The sequence below is a fragment of the Agrobacterium sp. RAC06 genome (assembly GCF_001713475.1).
Classification (GTDB): Bacteria; Pseudomonadota; Alphaproteobacteria; order Rhizobiales; family Rhizobiaceae; genus Allorhizobium.
On the sequence record NZ_CP016499.1, the window covers coordinates 2,985,664 to 3,003,060 of the forward strand.

Here is a 17,397-nt window from a genome sequence, read left to right on the forward strand (position 1 = left end):
GATATCAAGATGGCAGAACGTATCCCGCTGGCGCTGGTCGGCATCGGCAAGATTGCCCGCGACCAACATATTCCGTCGATCGCAGGCGGTGATGACTTTGTCGTTGCCGTCGGCGTCAGCCGGCATGGCAAAGTCGACGGTGCGGAAAACTTCACCGATTTCGATGAGTTTCTCGCAGCGCGCCCGGACATCAAGGTCGTATCGCTCTGCACGCCGCCTGAAGTCCGCTTCGACATGGCAAAGGCTGCGATTGCTGCCGGTCGCCATGTGCTGATGGAAAAGCCGCCTGCAACCACACTCGGCGAAGCGGAGGCCCTTTCGGAGCTTGCCGCCAAGGCCGGCGTCACCTTGTTTGCCACCTGGCATTCGCGCTTTGCGCTCGGTGTCGAGCCTGCGAAGCAGTGGCTCGCAGACAAGGTCATCCAGTCGATCTCGATCGTCTGGAAGGAAGACGTGCGTCGCTGGCATCCCGGCCAGGCCTGGATCTGGGAACCGGGCGGCTTCGGCGTCTTCGATCCCGGTATCAACGCGCTTTCCATTCTGACCGAGATCGTCCCCGGGCATATCATGGTCGAGAAGTCGGTTCTTGAGTTCCCTGAAAACAAGAAGCAGCCGATCGCCGCTTCCATCGCCATGCGGACCGTCGAAGGCGCGCCGGTTACGGCCGAATTCGACTGGCGACAGGAAGGCCCGCAGACGTGGGACATCACAGTCCAGACGAATGCCGGCGAGTTGCGCCTTTCAAAGGGCGGCTCGGAACTCTATATCGGGGGTAAGGAACAGGCGTCCGGCCCGGACCGCGAATATGCTGGAATCTACGAACGCTTCGCCCACCTCATCCGCTCCCGCCAGAGCGACACCGACTATCAGCCGCTGCGCATCGTGGCGGATTCGTTCCTTTGCGGGGAACGAAAAGTCGTCGCTCACTTCGAAGACTGACATCAAAAGGAGGCCCATCCCATGGCCTATACACCGACTGGAAAACACCTGATCGCCGGCAACTGGGTTGCCAGCACGGATACTTTCACCTCGTCGCCTGCCACGGGCTCCTCCCACACCTTTTCGAAGGGCACGCCTGCCCTGGTCGATCAGGCGGTCAAGGCCGCCGAAGAGGCCTTCGAAACCTATGCCTATTCGACGCGCGAAGAACGGGCCGCCTTCCTCGATGCCATCGCTGAGGAGATCGATGCACGCGGCGACGCGATCACCGAGATTGGCTCCCAGGAAACCGGCCTGCCGGAAGCCCGTCTGATCGGCGAGCGCGGCCGCACCACCGGCCAGCTTCGCCTGTTTGCCGCCCATATCCGCAAGGGTGATTATCTCGACCGCCGTCACGATGAAGCCCTGCCGGATCGCAAGCCGCTTCCGCGTTCGGACCTCAGGATGGTGCAGCGCCCGATCGGCCCTGTCGCCGTCTTCGGTGCCTCAAACTTTCCGCTCGCCTTCTCGACGGCTGGTGGTGATACGGCTGCAGCCCTTGCTGCCGGCTGCCCCGTCGTCGTCAAGGCGCATGATGCCCATCCGGGCACCGGCGAAATCGTGGCTTCCGCGATCGATGCCGCGATCAAGCGTTGCGGCGTGCATCCGGGCGTCTTCTCGCTGGTGCATGGTGGCAGCCGTGACGTCGGCCAGGCACTGGTCCAGCATCCGCTGATCAAGGCTGTCGGGTTCACCGGTTCGCTCGGTGGTGGTCGCGCGCTCTTCGATCTCTGCGCCCAGCGCCCTGAACCGATCCCGTTCTTCGGCGAGCTCGGCTCGGTCAACCCGATGTTCATGCTGCCCAAGGCTGTTGCCACCCGTGGCGAAGCCATCGCCAAGGGCTGGGTCGGTTCGCTCACCATGGGTGCCGGCCAGTTCTGCACCAATCCGGGCATCGTTGTGCTGCTCAAGGGCGCCGACGCCGACAAGTTCGTCGAGACGGCAACCGAAGCCCTTTCGGGTGTCGGACCGCAGACCATGCTGACCGACGGCATCGCCAAGGCCTATCGTGACGGTGCCACTCGCATCGCTGGCACCGAGGGCGTGCGCTCAGTACTCACCTCGACCTGCGACCTGCGCAATGCCACCCCTTACCTGTTCCAGACCACCGCAAAGGACTGGCTCGACAATCACGTCCTGGGCGAGGAAGTCTTCGGACCGCTCGGTCTGATCGTCATCGCGGAAAGCGAAGACGAAATGGTCGCCATGGCACGCAGCCTTTCCGGCCAGTTGACGGCATCTCTGCATGTTGACGCCGGTGACGAAGCGCTTGGCAAGCGGTTGATGCCGATCCTGGAGCGCAAGGCTGGCCGCGTGCTCGCCAACGGCTTCCCGACTGGTGTCGAAGTGGCCGACTCGATGGTCCACGGCGGCCCCTACCCGGCGTCCACGAACTTCGGCGCGACCTCGGTCGGTACGCTGTCGATCCGTCGCTTCCTGCGGCCGGTCTGCTTCCAGGACATCCCGGCGGCGCTTCTGCCGACCGATCTCGCCTGAGGACATCCCGTGACTGCATCAGCCTTTGCCGCGCTCGTCGATTGGGGCACCAGCAACCTGCGTATCTGGCTCGTTGACAGCCAGGGCGCGGTCCTTAGTGAAAGGCAGTCACCCGAGGGAATGGGCAGCCTGGATAAGGCTGCCTATCCTGCCGTGCTGGAAGGGCATCTTTCCGCACTCGGCGCACCATCGGATCTGCCGGTGGTGGTGGCCGGCATGGCCGGTGCCCGCACCGGCTGGCGGGAAGCACCCTATGTGGAAACGCCAGCACCCCTGGTCGGCCTGTTCCAGCATGCGGTCCAGCCGGAGGGCGTCAATCGCCCGGTCTATATCCTGCCTGGCGTCTGCCAGCGCGAGGGCGGTGCCTTTGACGTCATGCGCGGCGAGGAAACGCAGTTGGCCGGTGCCCTGGAGCAGGGCCTCGACAATGCCCTCTTCTGCCTGCCTGGAACCCATTCCAAATGGGCCTTGGTCGAGAACGGTCAGGTCAGGCGCTTCTCGACCGTCATGACCGGTGAGCTGTTCAATCTGATTAGCCGGCAATCGATCCTGCGGCTTTCCGTTCCGGAAGACGGTGATGCGGAAGCCGATCCCGACATTTTCGACGCTGCCGTCGATCAGGCGCTGCAGCCCGGGTTTGCGCTGACCTCCGTGCTGTTTTCCATCCGTGCCGAAAGCCTGCTTGCTGGCCAAGGCGTAAAGGTCAATCCGGCAGCTCGTCTTTCTGGCCTTCTCATCGGTGCCGAGATCGCTGCCATTCGCGATGACCTTCTGCGCCACGGAAAGGCCTATCTGATCGGTACGGGCAAGTTGACGCGTCTTTATGCGCGCGCCATCACCAAGGCCGGCGGTGAGCCTGTACTGCTTGATGGCGGCCTGCTGGTACGCCGTGGCCTGCTCGCCTCGGCGCTTTCGCTTTTCGATCATGAATTCAAGGACTGAACGATGACTGCCTCCGTTGCCTGGCCCGCCCTTCGCCGCAACCTCGTTGCCATCCTGCGCGGCATCAAGCCGACCGAGATCGAGGCAACCGTCGATGTTCTCATCGAGGCTGGCTTCGAAGCGATCGAAGTGCCGCTGAATTCCCCTGATCCCTTTGTCTCGATCGAAAAGGCGCGCAAGCGCGCTCCCGCAAACGTGCTGATCGGCGCCGGCACCGTGCTCGAGGTTGCCCAGGTCGATCGTCTTCATGACGTCGGCGGAAATCTGCTCGTCACCCCGAATGTCGAACCCGACGTTATCAGGCGTGCCGTCGCCCATGGCATGGTCGCAATGCCGGGCGTCTTCACGCCGACCGAAGCGCTCCTTGCCGCCAAGTCTGGTGCAGCTGCACTAAAGTTCTTTCCGGCAAATGTGCTGGGACCAGGCGGTATTTCGGCGATCAAGGCCATCCTGCCACCGAATCTGCCGATCGGCGCGGTCGGCGGTGTTTCCGATTCCAACTTTGCCGATTACTGGAAGGTCGGCGTTCGTGCCTTCGGTCTTGGCTCCAGCCTGTACAAGCCGGGCGACGATGCCAAGCTTATTGGCGAGCGTGCCGTCAGAAGCGTGGAGGCCTACGACGCCCTGCAGGGCTAAGTGGGAACGACCTTATCTGCATTAAGAGCCCGTCCGCCTGCCGGACGGGCTTTTTTCGTTTCAACGTATAAATATCGCGTGTGACCGATATCACGCGTCAAATCAGATAAACGTGCAGCTGCCCAAATTTGAACATACCTGCGCCGCTTTTTGCGATATAGTATAACTAACTTGGTTGGCGCGGTGCGCCAAAAGGTCCGGTCTGGCGCATTGACCCCTTACCCCCAGCCCCCCAATGCTTCCGGGCCGGACCACACCAGGTTGTTTTCCCTCACAGCGTATTCGGCTTGACCATCATCATCGTCGCACCGACGATATGGGAGGGGTTTCCTTTTTCATCTGCCGTTTGCAGCAGGATCGCACAGCCGTCGCTCTTGTCGTCGCCCATGCGTCTGGCGGGCAGCGTGATGTCCAGGGGCTTCCCGTCCCACATGCCGACAGTCTGCACATCGGTCACGCTGTGCCAGTAGTCCAGGTTCTGTCCGGTGTTTTCACCCTTCAGGACCTCGACGGTCTGATGCTGGCGGAAGTAAACGACGACAACATTGGCCTTGCCGCGTCCGGCACCCACCGAAATCGTCAGCTGGTCGTCGTGCCGCGAGGCGCGGATGGGCACAAGCAGGCCCTTGCCGGCAGACTGGAGCTTCTGGAGGCGGCGGTCGATATCCGTTGCGTCGGTACCCTTCAGGTGCTCCCGACCGTTGAGAACCGCTTGGGGCGTGTAAACGCCGCTTCGGCCAAAGGCCTTCGCATAGGCATATTGCCGCTCGGTGTTCTCGGGCGTGGCAAGCGTATCGGCCCAACCGAGATAATTCCAGTAATCGACGTGATAGGAGAGTGCCACCACCTCGCCCTGGCGGACCAGTTTCTCGAAGGCGCGATCGGCAGGTGGGCATGAACGGCAGCCCTGCGAGGTGAAGAGCTCGACGACACCCTTAGGTTCGACAAATTCCTCGGCCGTGCCTTGCCCCGGAAAGAGGAACAGGCTTGCGGCGGCGAGGGCCACCATTGCCCATGCCGTGACCCATGCCGTTGTCTTGTCAGAATTCTTGTGCCGCATGCTATCGAGATGCCTTCACTTGAGTGCAGCACTGATAGCGCCAAGAGCGCCATGCGGGAAGTCACGATGGGGTGAAACTTTCGGCACCGGCCGAGCGTGCTGGTGCAAAAGAGAAGGCCGCCGGTTTCCCGGCGGCCTCTCTTGGTTTTGTGCTTTAACCGATCAGGCGGCGAGATCGCGCAGAACAGTCTGCAGGATGCCACCATTGTTCATGTAGGTCACTTCGTCGAGCGTATCGATGCGGCAGAGCAGCGGTACGTCCTTCACGGTGCCGTCGGAGTAGGTGATCTTGGCGATCTTCTTCTCGCGCGGCTTGATGTCGCCTTCCAGGCCTTCGATCGTCACGATCTCGTCGCCCTTGAGGTTCAGCGAAGCCCAGGTGGTGCCTTCTTCGAAGGTGAAGGGCACGACGCCCATGCCCACGAGGTTCGAGCGGTGGATGCGCTCGAAGGACTGGGCGATCACGGCCTTGACGCCGAGAAGGTTGGTGCCCTTGGCTGCCCAGTCGCGCGACGAACCGTTGCCGTATTCGACGCCGGCGAAGATGACGAGCGGAACGCCCTCTTCCTTGTACATCATGGCTGCATCATAGATCGACAGCTCTTCCTTGGACGGATAGTGGACGGTGTAGCCACCTTCCTTGCCGTTCGGGCCGAGCATGTGGTTGCGGATGCGGATGTTGGCGAAGGTGCCGCGCATCATGACTTCATGATTGCCGCGGCGTGTGCCGTACTGGTTGAAGTCCGCCACGCCGACGCCGTTGTCGGTCAGGTAGGCACCTGCCGGAGACGCTGCCTTGATCGAACCGGCCGGAGAGATGTGGTCGGTGGTGATCTTGTCGCCGAAGAGACCAAGGACGCGGGCGCCGTTGATGTTCTTCAGGCCCGAGCCAGTCTTGCCCATGCCGACGAAGTAAGGCGGGTTCTGGACATAGGTCGACTTGTCATCCCAGGCATAGGTCTGACCGGCGGGGACCTGAACGGCCTGCCAGTTTTCGTCGCCCTTGAAGACGTCGGCATACTTCGATTCGTAAAGTTCGCGCGTGACGTATTTCAGGATGAACTCCTGGATCTCGTGCGAGGTTGGCCAGATGTCCTTGAGGAAGACCGGGTTGCCGTTCTGGTCTTCACCGAGCGGCTCCGTGGTCAGGTCCTTCTGGACCGTGCCGGCAAGCGCGTAGGCAACGACCAGCGGCGGAGATGCCAGGTAGTTGGCCTGGACGTCAGGCGAGATGCGGCCTTCGAAGTTACGGTTACCCGAAAGTACGCCTGCGGTGATCAGGCCCTTGTCGTTGATCGTCTTCGAGATTGGCGCCGGCAGCGGGCCGGAGTTGCCGATGCAAGTGGTGCAGCCGAATCCGACGAGATTGAAGCCGAGGGCATCGAGTGAAGTCTGAAGGCCCGACTTGGCGAGATATTCGCCAACGACCTGAGATCCCGGCGCAAGCGAGGTTTTCACCCACGGCTTGGACTTCAGGCCCTTGGCAACGGCGTTGCGGGCGAGAAGGCCAGCTGCAATCAGCACGCTCGGGTTCGAGGTGTTGGTGCAGGAGGTGATTGCGGCAATCGCCACGTCGCCATGGCCCAGGTCGAAGTCCGTGCCTTCAACCGCGTAGCGGTTCGAGAGCTGGCCGGGCTTCTTGTAATCGCCTTCGAGAGCCGCTGCGAAGTTCGGAGCAATGGTTTCGAGCGGCAGGCGGCCTTCCGGACGCTTCGGGCCGGCCATGGATGGGACAACGTCGCCGAGGTCGAGTTCGAGCGTGTCGGTGAAGACGAGGTCCGAGCCGTCGCTGTCACGCCACATGCCCTGAACCTTCGAATAGGCTTCGACGAGGGCGATGCGGTCCTTGGTGCGGCCGGACATGGTCAGGTAGTTGATGGTTTCGCCATCAACCGGGAAGAAACCGCAGGTCGCGCCGTATTCCGGACCCATGTTGCCGATCGTTGCACGGTCGGCGAGCGACATCGAATCAAGGCCGGGGCCGTAGAATTCGACGAACTTGGAGACGACGCCCTTCTTGCGCAGCATCTGCACGACGGTCAGAACGAGGTCGGTCGCGGTCACGCCTTCCTTGACCTTGCCGGTCAGCTTGAAGCCGATGACTTCAGGCAGCAGCATGGAGACCGGCTGGCCGAGCATGGCGGCTTCGGCTTCGATACCGCCAACACCCCAGCCGAGAACGCCGAGACCGTTGATCATCGTCGTGTGGCTGTCCGTGCCGACGCAGGTGTCCGGGTAGGCGGTGGTTTCGCCGTCCTCATCCTTGGTCCAGACGGTCTGGCCGAGGTATTCCAGATTGACCTGGTGACAGATGCCGGTGCCGGGCGGCACGACGCGGAAATTCTTGAACGCCTGCTGGCCCCACTTCAGGAAGCGGTAGCGCTCGCCGTTGCGCTCGTATTCGAGCTCGACGTTGCGGGCAAAGGCCGTCGGCGTGCCGAATTCGTCGACGATGACAGAGTGGTCGATGACGAGGTCGACCGGAACCAGCGGGTTGATCTTTTCCGGATCACCACCGAGATTGACCATGGCGTCGCGCATGGCGGCGAGGTCGACAACGGCGGGAACGCCGGTGAAGTCCTGCATCAGCACGCGGGCCGGACGATAGGCGATTTCTGCCTCGGTCAGGCCCTTGTTAGCAAGCCATTCGGCAACGGCCTGAATGTCCTTCTTGGTGACCGAACGGCCATCTTCGTTACGGAGAAGGTTCTCGAGAAGCACCTTCATCGAGTAAGGGAGCTTCGATACACCGGCAAGACCGTTCGCTTCGGCCTTCGGGATGCTGTAGTAGACATAGTCTTTGCCGTCGACGGTCAGGACCGACCGGCAATTGAAGCTGTCGAGAGATTTAGCCACGGATAGAAACCCCGCATATTCTGATAGCCAACACAATCGTGCGGACGCCTATGCACTTCATGCACATCAGGATGCGGGTACGACCATTTCCGCTGTCCGCACGTGAAAATCGCTCCACGCGATATTCAAGTTCGGCACAAGGATGAACTTCACGCCGGCCGCTGGCGTGGTTGCAGGTCTTATAGATAATTTCTAAGAAAGGCGCCAGACCGACGAAGGACGAAAACGGAATTTTTTATGAGGCAGGCCTCATCCTGCCAGAAGGCGACCATGATCAGGTTCGAAGCCGAAAATCTCTCAGCGCGCCGTGGCGAGGATCTGATTTTCGTTAATGTTTCCTTTAAGTTGGCTCCAGGAGAAGCGATGGTTCTGACGGGCCGAAACGGCTCCGGAAAATCGACGCTTCTGCGCGTCATTGCCGGACTTCTTCGTCCGGAGACAGGCCGGGCGGTCTGTGTCTCCGACGCGGACGTAGAGGCCCGGCCCGCCGGAGAATTCAGCCATTACCTCGGCCATCGAAACGGCATGAAGCGCGAACTGACGGTCGCCGAGAACCTCGCCTTCTGGAAATCCTTCCTCGGCGATATCGGTGGAGGAGTGGGGCTCAGCGTGGAGGAGGCGGCTGCGGCCGTCGATCTTTCCGGCATCACGCATCTTCCGTACGGCTATCTTTCTGCCGGACAGCAGCGGCGCTTCGCCATGGCGCGGCTTCTTGTCGCGCATCGCCCGGTCTGGATCCTCGACGAGCCGACGGCCGCACTCGACCGCAAGGCGGACGCGATGTTCGAAGAGCTCGTGCGCCATCACCGGCAGTCCGGCGGTATCGCACTTGCCGCAACCCATCAGCCGCTCGGGATGGAAGGAGCCCAGACCTTGGAGATGCTCGGCTTCGATGGCGTCGAATTGGAGTATTCCGCATGATGGCGCTTTTTCTCCGGGATCTGAAACTCTCCGTCCGTGCCGGCGGCGGCGCGATGATCGGTGTCCTGTTCTTCACCACGGTCGTTGCCGTCATCCCCTTCGGTGTGGGGCCGGATCTCAATCTGCTCTCGCGGATCGGACCTGCCATCGTCTGGATCGGGGCCCTGCTCTCTGCCCTGCTCGGCCTCGATCGGTTGTTCCAGGCCGAACGCGACGACGGGTCGCTCGACATTCTGCTGATGCAGGAAACACCGCTCGTGCTCACAGTGCTTGTCAAATGCCTGGCGCATTGGGTTGCTACCGGTCTGCCGCTCGTGATCGCCTCGCCCCTTCTCGGCCTTTTCATGAACATGGATGAGGTCGCCATCGGCGCCGTGATGCTGACACTGCTGGTCGGATCGCCGGCGATCACATTCATCGGTGCGGCCGGTGCCGCGGTCGCCGTCGCCCTGCCCCGCGGTGGTCTGCTGGTGTCCATTCTCGTGCTGCCGCTTGCCGTCCCCGTGCTGATCTTCGGTGTCAGTGCCTCCTATGCGGCGGTCGAGGATCCTGCCCCTTTCCTGCCGCCCTTCATGTTCCTTTCGGCCATCACGCTTCTCTTTGCCGTGATCGGACCCGTGGGTGCGGCCGCCGCCTTGCGCAGTTCAGGCGATTGAGACAATTCGGCTTGACTAGGATCAATTGCAGGGCCGGCTGAGACAGGCTAGAACAAGGCATGACCGACAATAGCATCGCCCTGACCAAGATTATCGATCTCGCCAACCCGACGCGATTCCTCGCTTTTGTCGAGCGGGCCCTGCCGTGGTTCGTCGGCATTACCGCGCTCCTCTTTGTCGTGGGGCTATACCTTGGTTTCACGTCAGAGACGGACTACCAGCAGGGTGATACCGTGCGCATCATGTATGTGCATGTGCCTGCCGCTTGGCTCTCGATGATGTGTTATTCCGTGATGGCACTCTCGGCGATCGGCACGCTGGTCTGGCGTCATCCGCTGGCGGATGTCAGCCACAAGGCTGCTGCCCCGCTCGGGGCGGCCTTCACGCTGATTGCTCTCGTCACTGGTTCGCTGTGGGGCAAGCCCATGTGGGGCACCTGGTGGGTCTGGGATGCGCGCCTCACCTCGGTCTTCGTGCTGTTCCTGATGTATCTGGGCCTGATTGCGCTTAATCGATCCATGGACGACCCGTCCAAGGCTGCGCGTGTCAGCGCCGTCCTGATCCTGGTCGGCTTCGTCAACATCCCGATCATCAAGTTCTCGGTCGACTGGTGGAACACGCTGCACCAGCCGGCCAGCGTCATGCGCCTCGACGGTCCTACCATCCATCCTGAGTTTCTCTGGCCGCTCCTCGTCATGGCTTTGGCCTTCACCCTCCTCTTCTTCACGCTGCATCTGATGGCGATGCGCAACGAGATATGGCGCCGCCGTGTCGGCGCACAGCGCCGCATGGCAGCCCGTCAGGCTGGCCGGGAGCATCAGGCATGACGCACGCCTTCTACGTCATTGGATCTTATGTACTGACAGCTGCCATCTGTCTCAGCTTGGCCGTCTGGATCTATCTCGACGGTCGGGCCCGACAGGCGGAACTGAAAGCACTTGAAGGACAGGGCATTCGCCGCCGTTCGGCCTCTGCCGGACAGGACACGTCGGCATGACGGAGCGCAGCGAAACCGAAGTAGCCGGTTCCAAGGGGCGTGGGCGGTACTTCATTGCCGCCTTGCCGCTCGTCCTGTTTGCCGGTCTGGCTGCCGTCTTCATGACCCAGCTTCAATCCGGTCGCGACGTATCGGAGATCCCGTCGGCGCTGATTGGGACCAAGGCACCGGTACTCGATCTTGCCGCTCTCGAGGGCTCCGAGCTCCCAGCACTGACCACGGCCGCCATTTCCGGCAAGCTGACGCTGGTTAACGTGTTTGCCTCCTGGTGCGTGCCCTGCCGCCAGGAACACCCGATGCTGCTCGAACTCTCCAAGGACCCACGCGTCAATGTCGTCGGGATCAATTACAAGGACCGCAACGACAACGCGCTGCGGTTTCTTGGCGAACTCGGCAATCCCTACGATGCGATCGGGGTTGATCCAAATGGCAAGGCTGCCATCGATTGGGGCGTCTATGGCATTCCGGAAAGCTATCTCGTGGGACCCGATGGCATGATCCTCTACAAGAAGGTCGGTCCCTTCGATCCGGAGAGCTTCAAGACCCAGCTGATGCCTGCGATCGAAAAGGCCCTGGCCGGCAGCTGAGCCTCCTCGATCAGAGAGCTCCCTGCCATGTCTTCACCGCCTCGATCGGCCAAACCAGCATGACGACGTTGAGCGTCAGGTTGTCTCTGATGACGATGGCCGTAAGGATTTCGAACGCGATCGTGAGCACCACCGTCAGCCAGATCGGCGCGCGCACCGCAAAGAAGAAACCGGCGATCATCGCGACCATATCCATCCCCGAGTTCAGGATGCTGTCGCCGCTATAGCCGACCGCCATGGTGGCCGTCCGATAGCGGTCGATGACAAGAGGCGAGTTTTCCAGGATTTCCCAGCCGGCTTCGATCAACGCTGCGAGCGCGAGCTTTGCCGCGAGCGGCTTTTTGCGCAGCACGAGCCAGCCGAGGCCATAAAAGAGGAAGCCGTGAATGATGTGAGACGGAGTGTACCAGTCAAACAGATGCTGGGAGTTTCCAGGCGTGTTCACGCCCGCTTCGAAAAGCTTCACATAGCCGCATTCGCAGATCCAGAGCCGCCCCATCAGATACTGGGAGACAACCTGAACGAGGATGATGACGAAGGTCACCGCCAGCCAGAAATGCGTCGTCGAGTTCTCGCCCGCCTGGCTGGTCGTGTCGGTCATTCCGCTTCCTTCTCTTCCAGCGAGTGCTTCATGATCAGCGGCATCTGGGCGAGCGTAAAGAGGATGGTTATCGGCATGGTGCCCCAGACCTTGAAGCTGACCCAGACATCATCCGAAAAATTGCGCCAGACGACCTCGTTCAGCACGGCGAGGAAGAGGAAGAAGATGCCCCAGCGGAGCGTCAGCTTCCGCCAGCCTTCAGCGTCCAGCTGGAAGGCAGCGTTGAAGACGTAACCCAGAAGCGAGGTGCCGAAGGCCAAGCCCCCGAGCAGAACGACGCCGAAGAGCGTGTTGACGATCGTCGGCTTCATCTTGATGAAGGTGTCGTCCTGGAGCCAGATCGACAGGCCGCCGAAGACCAGAACGACAATGCCCGAGACAAAGGGCATGACCGGCAGGTGCTTGAAGACGATCTTCGAAATGATCAGCGAGAGGATGGTTGCGGCCATGAAGAGGGCGGTCGCAATCAAGAGCGGCCCGCCGATCGCTGTCAGCTCCGGAAATGTCCGGGCCAGCCATTCGCCGCGCAGGTTGCCGAAGAAGAAGATCAGGAGCGGCCCGAGTTCAAGCGCCATCTTCAGCAGGGGATTCTGTTTCTCGGCCTTGGAGGCGTGGGTATCGGTGGATGTATCCGACATGATGTCGTTCCCTAAAGTTTCCGGCGCTCAGCGCGCGATGCCGGCAATGGCGCTGGCGAAGTCTTCCGCCTCGAAGGGTTCGAGGTCGTCGATGCCTTCGCCGACGCCGATGAAATAGACGGGCAGTTTGTGTTTTGCCGCGATGGCAACCAGGATGCCGCCGCGCGCCGTGCCGTCGAGCTTGGTCATGATCAGGCCGTTGACGCCCGCCACATTGCGGAAGATCTCGACCTGCTGCAGGGCGTTCTGGCCTGTCGTGGCATCCAGCGTCTGTAGCACCGTATGCGGCGCATCCGGATCCAGCTTGCCGAGAACGCGGACGATCTTTTCGAGTTCCGCCATAAGCTCCGTCTTGTTCTGCAGCCGGCCGGCGGTATCGATGATCAGGACATCGGATTTTTCCGCCTTGGCCTTCTCGAAGGCTTCATAGGCGAGGCCTGCGGCATCGGCGCCGAGCTTGGTGCCGATGAAGGTCGAGCCGGTGCGGTCTGCCCAGATTTTCAGCTGCTCGATGGCGGCCGCACGGAAGGTGTCGCCGGCGGCGAGCATAATCTTGAGACCCGAGCCCGACAGCTTGGCGGCCAGCTTGCCGATGGTTGTCGTCTTGCCGGTTCCGTTCACACCAACGACGAGAATGACATGCGGCTTGTGGCTGAGATCAAGGGCCAGCGGCTTGGCGACAGGCTTCAGCACCTTGACGATTTCTGTCGCCATGATCTTGGTCACGTCCTCGCCGGTCACATCCTTGCCGTAACGCTCGGAGGCCAGCGTGTCGGTGACGCGGAGCGCCGTTTCGACGCCAAGGTCGGCCTGGATCAGCAGGTCTTCCAGCTCCTCGAGCGTCTCGTCATCCAGCTTGCGCTTGGTGAAGAGCGCGGTGATCTGGCTCGTCAGCTGCGAGGAGGTGCGGAAGAGGCCGGCTTTCAGGCGCTGGAACCAGCTCAGTTTCTCCGCCTGGGCGGGTGCTTCGGGTTCTGGCGCTCTGGTCTCAGCGGAGGCGAAACCCTTGGGCAGGACGGGGACCACGGGCTCCGATACAGAATCCAAGGCGGCCGCGGTTTCAATTTCTGCTTCCGGCTCGTCGGCTTCCGCCTCGAGCAAGTCTAGCGGCACCATGGAGAGATCTTCAGGCGACAGATCGTCCGCCGGTCCGCCGGCCGTTTCCATCTCTTCTGCGAGAACCGGGTCCTTGGCCACGACTAAATCTTCGTCGTGATCTTTCGGCTCGCTTTCGGCATAGATCGCAGCCTTCTCCTCGGCCGTCAGCTCCGCCGGTGCTGCGGGCGTTTCTGCCGGCTTCTCCTTGCCGAAGGTGAAGACTTTCTTGATGAAGCCGAGGGCCATGGTCACTCTATTCCGTCTCTCAGGCAGCCGCGTCAGCCGCTGCCGATACAATCGTCAGATGGCGACCGTTATGGCCGCCTATCGAGACCTCGACGAGGCTGCCAGGGTTCATGCCGGGCGCTGCAACGAGGGTGAAGTCTTCCGTATGCGCCATTTCGTTGCGCTCGACCAGCAGCTTCTGCCGGGTCCCGACACGCGAGGCGAGATGGATAGCCTGCAATTGATCGGCGACGGCCCGAAGGTCTGCGGCACGCGCCTTGACGAGTGCCCGGTCCAGCTGCGGCATGCGCGCTGCCGGCGTGCCAGGGCGGGGGCTGTAGGGAAAGACATGCAGGTGCGCTATGCCGATCTCCTCGGCAAGGCGCGCGGAGTTTGCTGCCATCTCCTCGGTCTCCGTCGGGAAACCGGCGATCATGTCGGCGCCGAAGGCAAAGCCGGGGCGCAGCCGCCGGACCTGCTCGGCAAAGGCAATCGCGTCGGCGCGCGAGTGCCGCCGCTTCATGCGCTTCAGGATCATGTCGTCGCCATGCTGCAGCGATAGATGCAGATGCGGCATGAAACGCGGTTCCTCGGCGATCAGGTCGAAGAGATGGCCGTCGGCCTCGATGCTGTCGATCGAGGAGAGGCGCAGCCGCAGGATCTCCGGCACCTGCTTCAGGAGCGTCTTGGCGAGAAGGCCAAGCGTCGGATTGCCAGGCAGGTCCGCGCCATAGCTCGTTGCATCCACCCCGGTCAGCACCACCTCGCGATAGCCGTTTTCGACGAGCTTGCGCGCCTGTTCGACGACGGCGCCCATCGGCACGGAGCGCGAATTGCCACGGCCATAGGGAATGATGCAGAAGGTGCAGCGGTGATCGCAGCCATTCTGAACTTGGAGGAAGCCGCGCACATGGCCGTCGATATGCGCCACCATCTGCGGTGCCGTTTCGGTCACGCTCATGATGTCGTTGACGGCAACCTTTTGTTCCGCCGAGACGCCGAAATCCGGCAGGCGGAGATAGTGCTCGGCTTTCAACTTTTCCTCGTTGCCGAGGACGGCGTCGACCTCGGGCATATCAGCAAAGTTTTGCGCTTCCGTCTGGGCAGCACAGCCGGTGACGATGATGCGGGCCTCAGGGTTCTCCCGACGTGCCCGGCGGATCGCCTGGCGGGCCTGGCGCACGGCTTCCGAGGTGACCGCACAGGTGTTGACGAGGATGGCATTGTTCAGCCCGGCCTTGGCCGCTTCCGCCTTCATGACCTCGGATTCATAGGTGTTGAGGCGACAGCCGAAGGTGATGACCTCGACAGAACCCTTTTGCACGGAAGTCACGGGGTGGCGGCCTCTGCATCGGCGCTCACATCGCGCTGCCAGCCGCCGGTCGTCGGATCAACCGTGCCCGACCATTCCCATTCGGCGGGACCGGTCATCACGACCTTGTCGTCTGGCCGCCAGTCGATGGTCAGAGTGCCGCGATTGGGGCTCGACGCCACCGTGATCGTGACCTCGCGCTCGGTGCGCCCTGTGCGAGCGGCGGATACGCCGGCGGCGCAGGCGGCAGACCCGCAGGCGAGCGTCAGGCCGGCGCCGCGTTCCCAGGTGCGTGTCACCATTGATGTCTTCGAGATGACCTGGGCCAGCGTGATATTGGCCTTTTCCGGGAAGATCGGATGGTTTTCGAGGAGCGGCCCGAAACGTTCCAGGTCATAGGTCATCGGGTCGCGATCGACCCAGAACACAGCATGCGGATTGCCCATCGACATGGCCGAGGGCGAATGCAGGATCGGCGCGTCGATCGGACCGATTTGCAGCTCGATGCGGCTGGTGTCGTGGAATTCTTCCGAGAGCGGGATCTTGTCCCAGGCAAAGACGGGCTTGCCCATGTCGACGGAGATCGTGCCATCCGCATGCTCTACGGCGTTGAGGATGCCGGCAATGGTCTGGAAGGTGAAGCTCTTGCGACCGGTTTCGCTGGCGAGCGCCTGCACCACGCAGCGGGTGCCATTGCCGCAGGCCTGGGCCTTCGAGCCATCGCAATTGAGGATGTCGATATAGGCGTCGGTGCCGTCGAGCTTCGGATCGTGGATTGCCATGATCTGGTCGAAGGCGGTCGCAGGATCGGCGGCGAGCGCGATGGCGGCAGCAGGCGTCACCCGGTCGGTGCGACCGCGCATGTCAATGACCAGGATCTTGTTGCCAAGCCCGTTCATCCTCGCGAATTCGACCCGATCCGACATCGTCACTCCATAAAGCTGCATTCTCAGCCTATATGGCGGAAAAGCAGCCAAATTACCAGTAGAGCGACCAAAACCGCGCAACCATGGTCAACGCCATGGCTCGGTGACTCCAAGCCATTCCCGGGTTCGCGCCTCGGGATCGGCATGCAAGGTGATGTCTGTTACCACCGCCGCACTGTCGGCGCCCGCGGCAAAGACGCCGGGAAGCCGGTCGGGCCGAAGTCCGCCGATCGCGACCAGGGGCAGGGGCCCGATCCTTTGCTTCCACACCGTCAGCCGTTCCAGACCCTGCGGTGCCCAGGGCATCTTTTTCAGGATCGTCGGGTAGACGGGGCCGAGGGCAACATAATCAGGCTTGGCGGCGAGCGCGATTTCGAGTTCGGCCTCGTCGTGCGTCGACAGACCGAGCTTCAGGCCCGCGCTGCGGATCGCTGCGAGATCGGCTGTTGCCAGATCCTCCTGGCCGAGATGCACGAAGTCGCAGGCCTCGTCGATGGCGATCTGCCAGAAGTCGTTGACGATGAGCTGGCAGCCATGATCCTCGCAGCATTGCTTGGCGCGGCGGATGTGCTGGCGAAGCACGTTTTCATTGGCGTCCTTCATCCGCAGCTGCACCAGCTTCACACCCAGCGGCACCAGCCGCTCGATCCAGTCGGCATTGTCGACGATCAGGTAGAAGGGATCGAGCTTCATGCGAAAACCCCCTTTCCGATGACGGGGGTGGATGGCACGGCCATGTCGCGCGGTTCCAGCATGCCGGCATGATGGGCGATATGTCCTGCCTCGATTGCCTTGGCAAAGGCCTCGGCCATATCAGCCGGATCGCCGGCGCTGGCGACGGCGGTGTTGAGCAACACGGCGTCATGGCCGAGTTCCATCACAACAGTCGCATGGGAGGGACGACCGATGCCGGCATCGACGATCAGCGGCACGCCTGGAAATTCCGCCCGCATGGATTTGAGTGCCGGCAGATTCTGCGGCCCCATGGCGCTGCCGATCGGCGCGCACCAGGGCATCAGCACGCGGCAGCCGGCGGCGAGCAGCTTCTCCCCGACCACCAGATCGTCTGTCGTGTAGGGGAAAACCTCGAAGCCCTCGGCAACAAGGATCTTTGCCGCTTCCACCAGTTCGAAAACATCAGGCTGCAGCGTGTCGTGATGGCCGATCACCTCGAGCTTGATCCAGTGGGTGCCAAAGACCTCGCGCGCCATCTTTGCCGTTAGCACCGCTTCGCGGGCGCTGTGGCAGCCGGCGGTGTTGGGCAGAACCCGAACGCCGAGATCGCGGATCAGCTGGAAGAAGGCCCCGCCCGCCTTGCCGCCTGCGGTTTCCCGGCGCAGCGACACGGTGACGATCTCGGTCTTCGATCGCCGCACCGCCTCCGCCAGGATCGCGGGCGAGGGGTAGCGCGCCGTTCCGAGCAGCAGGCGCGAGGAGACGGTCTTGCCATAGAGTTCCAGGGCCATG

18 protein-coding genes are annotated in these 17,397 nt (G+C 62.1%); 9 read left to right on the plus strand and 9 right to left on the minus strand.

What is annotated here, in order from left to right:
• The first annotated feature begins 9 nt into the window (after positions 1-9).
• Genes BSY240_RS14360 through BSY240_RS14375 form a run of 4 tightly spaced genes read left to right on the plus strand, consistent with a single transcriptional unit; the run spans position 10 to position 4,053 of the window.
• Positions 10-939 (plus strand): Gfo/Idh/MocA family protein, encoded by a 930-nt coding sequence (locus tag BSY240_RS14360; RefSeq protein WP_069042756.1) that lies wholly within the window; start codon positions 10-12, stop codon positions 937-939.
• A 21-nt stretch (positions 940-960) separates the two neighbouring features.
• Positions 961-2,475 (plus strand): aldehyde dehydrogenase (NADP(+)), encoded by a 1,515-nt coding sequence (locus BSY240_RS14365; RefSeq protein ID WP_054150049.1) that lies wholly within the window; start codon positions 961-963, stop codon positions 2,473-2,475.
• Positions 2,476-2,484: 9 nt separating this feature from the next.
• Positions 2,485-3,417: a 2-dehydro-3-deoxygalactonokinase gene (locus BSY240_RS14370; RefSeq protein WP_069042757.1), complete on the plus strand. Its 933-nt coding sequence runs from the start codon at positions 2,485-2,487 to the stop codon at positions 3,415-3,417.
• Between the two features lie 3 nt (positions 3,418-3,420).
• Entirely contained in the window at positions 3,421-4,053 is a 633-nt protein-coding gene (locus BSY240_RS14375; RefSeq protein ID WP_069042758.1) for a 2-dehydro-3-deoxy-6-phosphogalactonate aldolase, read from the plus strand.
• Between the two features lie 271 nt (positions 4,054-4,324).
• Here BSY240_RS14375 and BSY240_RS14380 read toward each other — a convergent pair whose 3' ends face one another.
• Together BSY240_RS14380 and acnA are read right to left on the minus strand one after the other, a co-directional pair.
• Positions 4,325-5,113: a DUF1223 domain-containing protein gene (locus BSY240_RS14380; RefSeq protein ID WP_054150052.1), complete on the minus strand. Its 789-nt coding sequence runs from the start codon at positions 5,111-5,113 to the stop codon at positions 4,325-4,327.
• A gap of 162 nt (positions 5,114-5,275) precedes the next feature.
• Positions 5,276-7,969: an aconitate hydratase AcnA gene (acnA, locus tag BSY240_RS14385; RefSeq protein WP_069042759.1), complete on the minus strand. Its 2,694-nt coding sequence runs from the start codon at positions 7,967-7,969 to the stop codon at positions 5,276-5,278.
• Positions 7,970-8,242: 273 nt separating this feature from the next.
• On the opposite strand from acnA, the gene ccmA reads away from it, so the two are divergent.
• Genes ccmA through BSY240_RS14410 form a run of 5 tightly spaced genes read left to right on the plus strand, consistent with a single transcriptional unit; the run spans position 8,243 to position 11,130 of the window.
• The gene (gene ccmA, locus BSY240_RS14390; protein WP_150127547.1) at positions 8,243-8,890 is read left to right on the plus strand and encodes a heme ABC exporter ATP-binding protein CcmA; all 648 of its coding nucleotides are present in this window, start codon (positions 8,243-8,245) and stop codon (positions 8,888-8,890) included.
• On the plus strand, positions 8,887-9,546 hold the full coding sequence (gene ccmB / locus BSY240_RS14395; protein WP_054150054.1) for a heme exporter protein CcmB: 660 nt from the start codon (positions 8,887-8,889) through the stop codon (positions 9,544-9,546). The genes ccmA and ccmB overlap by 4 nt, the downstream gene beginning before the upstream one ends.
• A gap of 59 nt (positions 9,547-9,605) precedes the next feature.
• The gene (locus BSY240_RS14400; RefSeq protein WP_054150055.1) at positions 9,606-10,373 is read left to right on the plus strand and encodes a heme ABC transporter permease; all 768 of its coding nucleotides are present in this window, start codon (positions 9,606-9,608) and stop codon (positions 10,371-10,373) included.
• Positions 10,370-10,543: a heme exporter protein CcmD gene (gene ccmD, locus BSY240_RS14405; RefSeq protein WP_054150056.1), complete on the plus strand. Its 174-nt coding sequence runs from the start codon at positions 10,370-10,372 to the stop codon at positions 10,541-10,543. The genes BSY240_RS14400 and ccmD overlap by 4 nt, the downstream gene beginning before the upstream one ends.
• Positions 10,540-11,130, plus strand: a complete 591-nt coding sequence (locus BSY240_RS14410) for a DsbE family thiol:disulfide interchange protein (protein ID WP_069042760.1) — start codon at positions 10,540-10,542, stop codon at positions 11,128-11,130. Before ccmD ends, BSY240_RS14410 begins: the two co-directional genes overlap by 4 nt.
• A gap of 10 nt (positions 11,131-11,140) precedes the next feature.
• Here the strand turns inward: BSY240_RS14410 and BSY240_RS14415 are convergent, their stop codons facing one another.
• The 7 genes from BSY240_RS14415 to BSY240_RS14445 all read right to left on the minus strand — a co-directional run bounded on the left by BSY240_RS14415 (position 11,141) and on the right by BSY240_RS14445 (position 17,396).
• A complete protein-coding gene (locus tag BSY240_RS14415; protein WP_083229630.1) occupies positions 11,141-11,731 on the minus strand; it encodes a DUF2585 domain-containing protein in 591 nt (196 codons plus the stop codon).
• Positions 11,728-12,369 (minus strand): septation protein A, encoded by a 642-nt coding sequence (locus BSY240_RS14420; RefSeq protein WP_069042761.1) that lies wholly within the window; start codon positions 12,367-12,369, stop codon positions 11,728-11,730. Before BSY240_RS14420 ends, BSY240_RS14415 begins: the two co-directional genes overlap by 4 nt.
• A 27-nt stretch (positions 12,370-12,396) precedes the next feature.
• The gene (gene ftsY, locus BSY240_RS14425) at positions 12,397-13,713 is read right to left on the minus strand and encodes a signal recognition particle-docking protein FtsY (protein WP_069042762.1); all 1,317 of its coding nucleotides are present in this window, start codon (positions 13,711-13,713) and stop codon (positions 12,397-12,399) included.
• A gap of 19 nt (positions 13,714-13,732) precedes the next feature.
• Positions 13,733-14,950 (minus strand): tRNA (N(6)-L-threonylcarbamoyladenosine(37)-C(2))-methylthiotransferase MtaB, encoded by a 1,218-nt coding sequence (gene mtaB / locus BSY240_RS14430; protein WP_069043990.1) that lies wholly within the window; start codon positions 14,948-14,950, stop codon positions 13,733-13,735.
• Between the two features lie 71 nt (positions 14,951-15,021).
• Complete coding sequence (gene dapF / locus BSY240_RS14435; RefSeq protein WP_069042763.1) at positions 15,022-15,930, minus strand: diaminopimelate epimerase; 909 nt, start codon at positions 15,928-15,930, stop codon at positions 15,022-15,024.
• A gap of 87 nt (positions 15,931-16,017) precedes the next feature.
• Entirely contained in the window at positions 16,018-16,623 is a 606-nt protein-coding gene (locus BSY240_RS14440; protein ID WP_069042764.1) for a thiamine phosphate synthase, read from the minus strand.
• On the minus strand, positions 16,620-17,396 hold the full coding sequence (locus BSY240_RS14445; RefSeq protein ID WP_069042765.1) for a thiazole synthase: 777 nt from the start codon (positions 17,394-17,396) through the stop codon (positions 16,620-16,622). Before BSY240_RS14445 ends, BSY240_RS14440 begins: the two co-directional genes overlap by 4 nt.
• Position 17,397: the final 1 nt, after the last annotated feature.

Excerpts from the sequence above, each read along its gene's own strand:
- ccmB (WP_054150054.1), top strand. The coding sequence starts at position 8,887 with ATGATGGCGCTTTTTCTCCGGGATCTGAAACTCTCCGTCCGTGCCGGC.
- BSY240_RS14440 (WP_069042764.1), bottom strand. The coding sequence starts at position 16,623 with ATGAAGCTCGATCCCTTCTACCTGATCGTCGACAATGCCGACTGGATC.
- dapF (WP_069042763.1), bottom strand. The coding sequence starts at position 15,930 with ATGTCGGATCGGGTCGAATTCGCGAGGATGAACGGGCTTGGCAACAAG.
- ccmD (WP_054150056.1), top strand. The coding sequence starts at position 10,370 with ATGACGCACGCCTTCTACGTCATTGGATCTTATGTACTGACAGCTGCC.
- BSY240_RS14360 (WP_069042756.1), top strand. The coding sequence starts at position 10 with ATGGCAGAACGTATCCCGCTGGCGCTGGTCGGCATCGGCAAGATTGCC.
- BSY240_RS14365 (WP_054150049.1), top strand. The coding sequence starts at position 961 with ATGGCCTATACACCGACTGGAAAACACCTGATCGCCGGCAACTGGGTT.
- mtaB (WP_069043990.1), bottom strand. The coding sequence starts at position 14,950 with ATGAAGGCGGAAGCGGCCAAGGCCGGGCTGAACAATGCCATCCTCGTC.
- BSY240_RS14420 (WP_069042761.1), bottom strand. The coding sequence starts at position 12,369 with ATGTCGGATACATCCACCGATACCCACGCCTCCAAGGCCGAGAAACAG.
- BSY240_RS14375 (WP_069042758.1), top strand. The coding sequence starts at position 3,421 with ATGACTGCCTCCGTTGCCTGGCCCGCCCTTCGCCGCAACCTCGTTGCC.
- ftsY (WP_069042762.1), bottom strand. The coding sequence starts at position 13,713 with ATGGCCCTCGGCTTCATCAAGAAAGTCTTCACCTTCGGCAAGGAGAAG.
- BSY240_RS14410 (WP_069042760.1), top strand. The coding sequence starts at position 10,540 with ATGACGGAGCGCAGCGAAACCGAAGTAGCCGGTTCCAAGGGGCGTGGG.
- BSY240_RS14380 (WP_054150052.1), bottom strand. The coding sequence starts at position 5,113 with ATGCGGCACAAGAATTCTGACAAGACAACGGCATGGGTCACGGCATGG.
- BSY240_RS14400 (WP_054150055.1), top strand. The coding sequence starts at position 9,606 with ATGACCGACAATAGCATCGCCCTGACCAAGATTATCGATCTCGCCAAC.
- BSY240_RS14415 (WP_083229630.1), bottom strand. The coding sequence starts at position 11,731 with ATGACCGACACGACCAGCCAGGCGGGCGAGAACTCGACGACGCATTTC.
- BSY240_RS14445 (WP_069042765.1), bottom strand. The coding sequence starts at position 17,396 with ATGGCCCTGGAACTCTATGGCAAGACCGTCTCCTCGCGCCTGCTGCTC.